This is a genomic window from Pseudomonas sp. Sample_9 (genome assembly GCF_004307535.1).
Classification (GTDB): domain Bacteria; phylum Pseudomonadota; class Gammaproteobacteria; order Pseudomonadales; family Pseudomonadaceae; genus Aquipseudomonas; species Aquipseudomonas mercuritolerans.
On the sequence record NZ_RAZO01000310.1, the window covers coordinates 1 to 3,439 of the forward strand.

Consider the following 3,439-nt stretch of genomic DNA (forward strand, 5'->3'; position numbering starts at 1 on the left):
TCAGGCCTGGCTGATCAAACTCTGCCGACAATCCAGCACCAGTTTCGCCCCGCCCAGATCGCTGCTGCCGACTTCAAGACTGAAGCCATGCAAGCTGACAATCGCCGCGACGATCGATAGCCCCAGTCCAAAACCACTTTGTGGCTGGCCGCCCTCGGTGCGATAGAAACGCTGGAACACCGCCTCACGTTCCGCCTCGGGAATCCCCGGTCCTGAGTCGTGAACCTCGATCCGCGTCTGCCCATTCGCATTGACACCACGCAACATCACCGTGCCGCCGGGCGGGGTGAATTTGATCGAGTTGCTCAGCAGATTCGCCAGCGCTTCGAACAGCAGCGCGCGGTCGCCATTGAGCGGCGGCAGTGTCTCCGGCATGTTCAACTGAAAGCGCAGATCGCCTTCCTCGGCCAGCGGCAGATAGAACTCGTGCAATTCCTCCAGCAAACGCACCGGATCAAGTTCGACGAAACCTGAGCGGCGCTGGCGATCTTCCAGTTCGGAAATCCGCAGCAAGCCGCGAAAGCGCGCCATCAGCGTGTCCGCCTCAGCCAGTACCAGATCCAGTTGCGCCGCTTCCTGCGAACCTTCGCCGGCCTGTTGCTGCATGCGATACAACTGCGCGCGCAAGCGGGTCAGGGGAGTGCGCAAGTCGTGGGCGATGTTGTCGCAGACGCCTTTGACCTCGTTCATCAAGCGCTCGATGCGCTCGAGCATGGCGTTGACGATGGCGGCGAGCATGTCCAGTTCATCGCGGCGATTGGACAGCGGCAAGCGGTGCGTCAGGTCGCCGGCAACGATGGCCTGGGCGCTGTTCTGGATCGCGCGGATGCGCTGCAACGGTCGACGCCGCAGCAGGTGCCAACCGGCGACCCCGGGAATGATCGTCAGCGACACGCCCCAGAACAACGCGTGCAAAATAATCCGCGTCACCGCGAACAGCGAGCCGTTGTCACGCAGCAGCACCAGCCAGCGACCGTCGCGAGTCTGGGTGGCCACGGCATCGCAGCTGTCGCTCGGCAGGGTCGGGTCATCGGAATCGGCGCACTCGGCGAGCATATGGATCTTGCCGTCGAGCGGCAGTCCTTCAGGAATTTGCTGGAGTGCGCCGCCCAGGTAAACGCCGTCAGCGCTGAACAGGCCATAGGCGTCGATACCACGAATATCGAAGGTCATGCTGGCGGCGAGGGCGTCTTCGAGTTGCTCGCCGCGAAAGTGCGAAAACAGGTGCTGGCGTTGCATCAACGAATGTTTGGCCAGTTTGTCGAGGTAGCCGGACACCTCGTAGTACATGACCCCCATGAGGATCGCGCTCCACGCCACGAACAGCGAGCTGTACAGCGCCAGCAAGCGGCTGCTGGACGAGCGCCAGCCGTCAGACGGGTTCGGCAATGACATAGCCGGAGCCCCGTACCGTGCGGATCAGCGGAACGTTGCCGGCTGCGTCGATTTTTTTGCGCAGACGGCCGATGTGCACGTCGATCAGGTTGGTGCCCGGGTCGAAGTGATAACCCCAGACCTCTTCGAAAATCATCATCCGCGAGAGAATCTGGCCGCTGTTGCGCATCAGAAACTCGAGCAGTTTGTATTCGGTGGGCAACAGCGTCAGCACCTGTCCGGCGCGGCGGGCTTCATGGCTGATCAGGTCGAGTTCGAGGTCAGCGACGTTCAATGTCGTGGCCTGGGTGGCGACGCTGTTCTGTCGGCGCAGCAACACTTCCACCCGCGCGGCCATTTCATCGGTGGCGAACGGTTTGGTCAGGTAGTCATCGCCACCGGCGCGCAAACCTCGCACGCGCTCATCGACATCGGAGAGGGCGCTGATCATCAGAATCGGCGTCGCCACGCCCATGGTGCGCAGGGTGGTGACGATGGCCAGACCATCCAGCTCGGGCAACATGCGATCGAGGGTGATCAGGTCGTAGTTGCCGCTCACGGCTCGATCCAGGCCTTCGCGGCCATTGTCGACCCAGTCGACGTCCAGCCCGTGGCTGCTGAGTTCGGCAACGATTTCCCGCGCGGTCACGGCGTCGTCTTCGATGGTCAAGATACGAGTCATAGGCAGGCCTGCTGATCGGTTCAAACGGAATGGCAGCATTTTGCCAAGAATTTACCGTGACGCTTTAAATTAACTTTCATCTTCGTCGCGACGGTGAATCGGAACTGATCGGATTTGGCAGTCAGTCATCAATGCAGAAAACCCGCAGGCGCTGACCGTTTATTGCAAATTGCACGGATCAGCGAAGTTCAAACTTTATAACCTGTTGAAAATAAAGGGTTTATTTAGTTTCTGTAACTGGCACGGTCACTGCAATTCCTCACCTGACGAGTTGTAACACCATTTTTCATGCCTGGAGCAGTACAACAATGAATAGATCCCCTGATGGCTATTATCCTGCCGTGGAAGAGTCGAGCAGCGTCTCAGGCGTGTCCTGGGGCGCGATTTTCGCCGGTGCTGCGGCGGCCGCTGCGCTGTCGATGATTCTGGTGCTGCTCGGTTTCGGTCTGGGCTTTTCGGCTGTTTCACCGTGGGCCGGAGAGGGCGTCAGCGCCAAGGGCCTGGGCATTTCGACGATTGTCTGGCTGGCCGTGACGCAGATCATTGCTTCCGGCATGGGCGGCTACATTGCCGGTCGTCTGCGGGTGAAATGGGCCAACATGCACGGTGACGAAGTCTACTTCCGCGACACCGCCCACGGCTTCCTCGCCTGGTGCGTCGCCACGCTGGTCACCGCTGTGCTGGTGGTCGGTTCGGTCAGCAGCGTCGTCAGCGGCGGTGTGCAGGCTGGGGCTAACGTCGTCGGCGGTGCTGCCGGTGCGATGAGCCAAGCCGCCGGTTCTGCCGCAGCCAACACTGACAGCGATCAGTACGGTTACTTCGTCGACAGCCTGTTCCGCGATGATCGTCCTGCAGCCGTCAGCGACGACGCCGCACGCGGCACCGTGACCCGCATCTTCGCCCAGAGCCTGGCCAACGGTCAGCTCAGCGCCGAAGACCGCACCTACCTCGCACAACTGGTGTCGCAACGTACCAACCTGAGCCAGGCCGATGCTGAACGTCGTGTCGACGAAATCTACGCCAACACCCAGAAAGCCATCGCTGACGCGAAACTGAAAGCCCAGCAAGCTGCCGACACCGCCGCGAAAGTCGCTGCCTACACCTCGCTGTGGATGTTCGTCGCGCTGCTGGCCGGTGCGTTCTTCGCCAGCTTGGCAGCCACTTTCGGCGGTCGTCGTCGCGATGCGGTCGAGTACGTTGAAGTCGACACCTACACCACTACCACTCCGGTCCGTTAAAAAGGAGAGTCACCATGCGCTCATTACTGCTGTTCTTCCTCGGCGTACCGATCCCGATCATCATCCTGATCGCCCTGTTCGTGCACTGATCCCTCTGAGGCAGGATGCCTCTGCCGCTTTCATCTTCGGGTGAAAGCGGCTTTTT

Annotated in this window: 3 protein-coding genes; 1 reads left to right on the top strand and 2 read right to left on the bottom strand. The window is 60.7% G+C overall.

The annotated features are described in order from the left end of the window. Entirely contained in the window at positions 1-1,395 is a 1,395-nt protein-coding gene (locus D6877_RS17240) for a HAMP domain-containing sensor histidine kinase (protein WP_123442155.1), read from the bottom strand. Beyond that, complete coding sequence (locus D6877_RS17245; protein WP_016775228.1) at positions 1,373-2,056, bottom strand: response regulator transcription factor; 684 nt, start codon at positions 2,054-2,056, stop codon at positions 1,373-1,375. Before D6877_RS17245 ends, D6877_RS17240 begins: the two co-directional genes overlap by 23 nt. A 308-nt stretch (positions 2,057-2,364) precedes the next feature. On the opposite strand from D6877_RS17245, the gene D6877_RS17250 reads away from it, so the two are divergent. Next, the gene (locus D6877_RS17250) at positions 2,365-3,294 is read left to right on the top strand and encodes a hypothetical protein (RefSeq protein WP_016775227.1); all 930 of its coding nucleotides are present in this window, start codon (positions 2,365-2,367) and stop codon (positions 3,292-3,294) included. Positions 3,295-3,439: the final 145 nt, after the last annotated feature.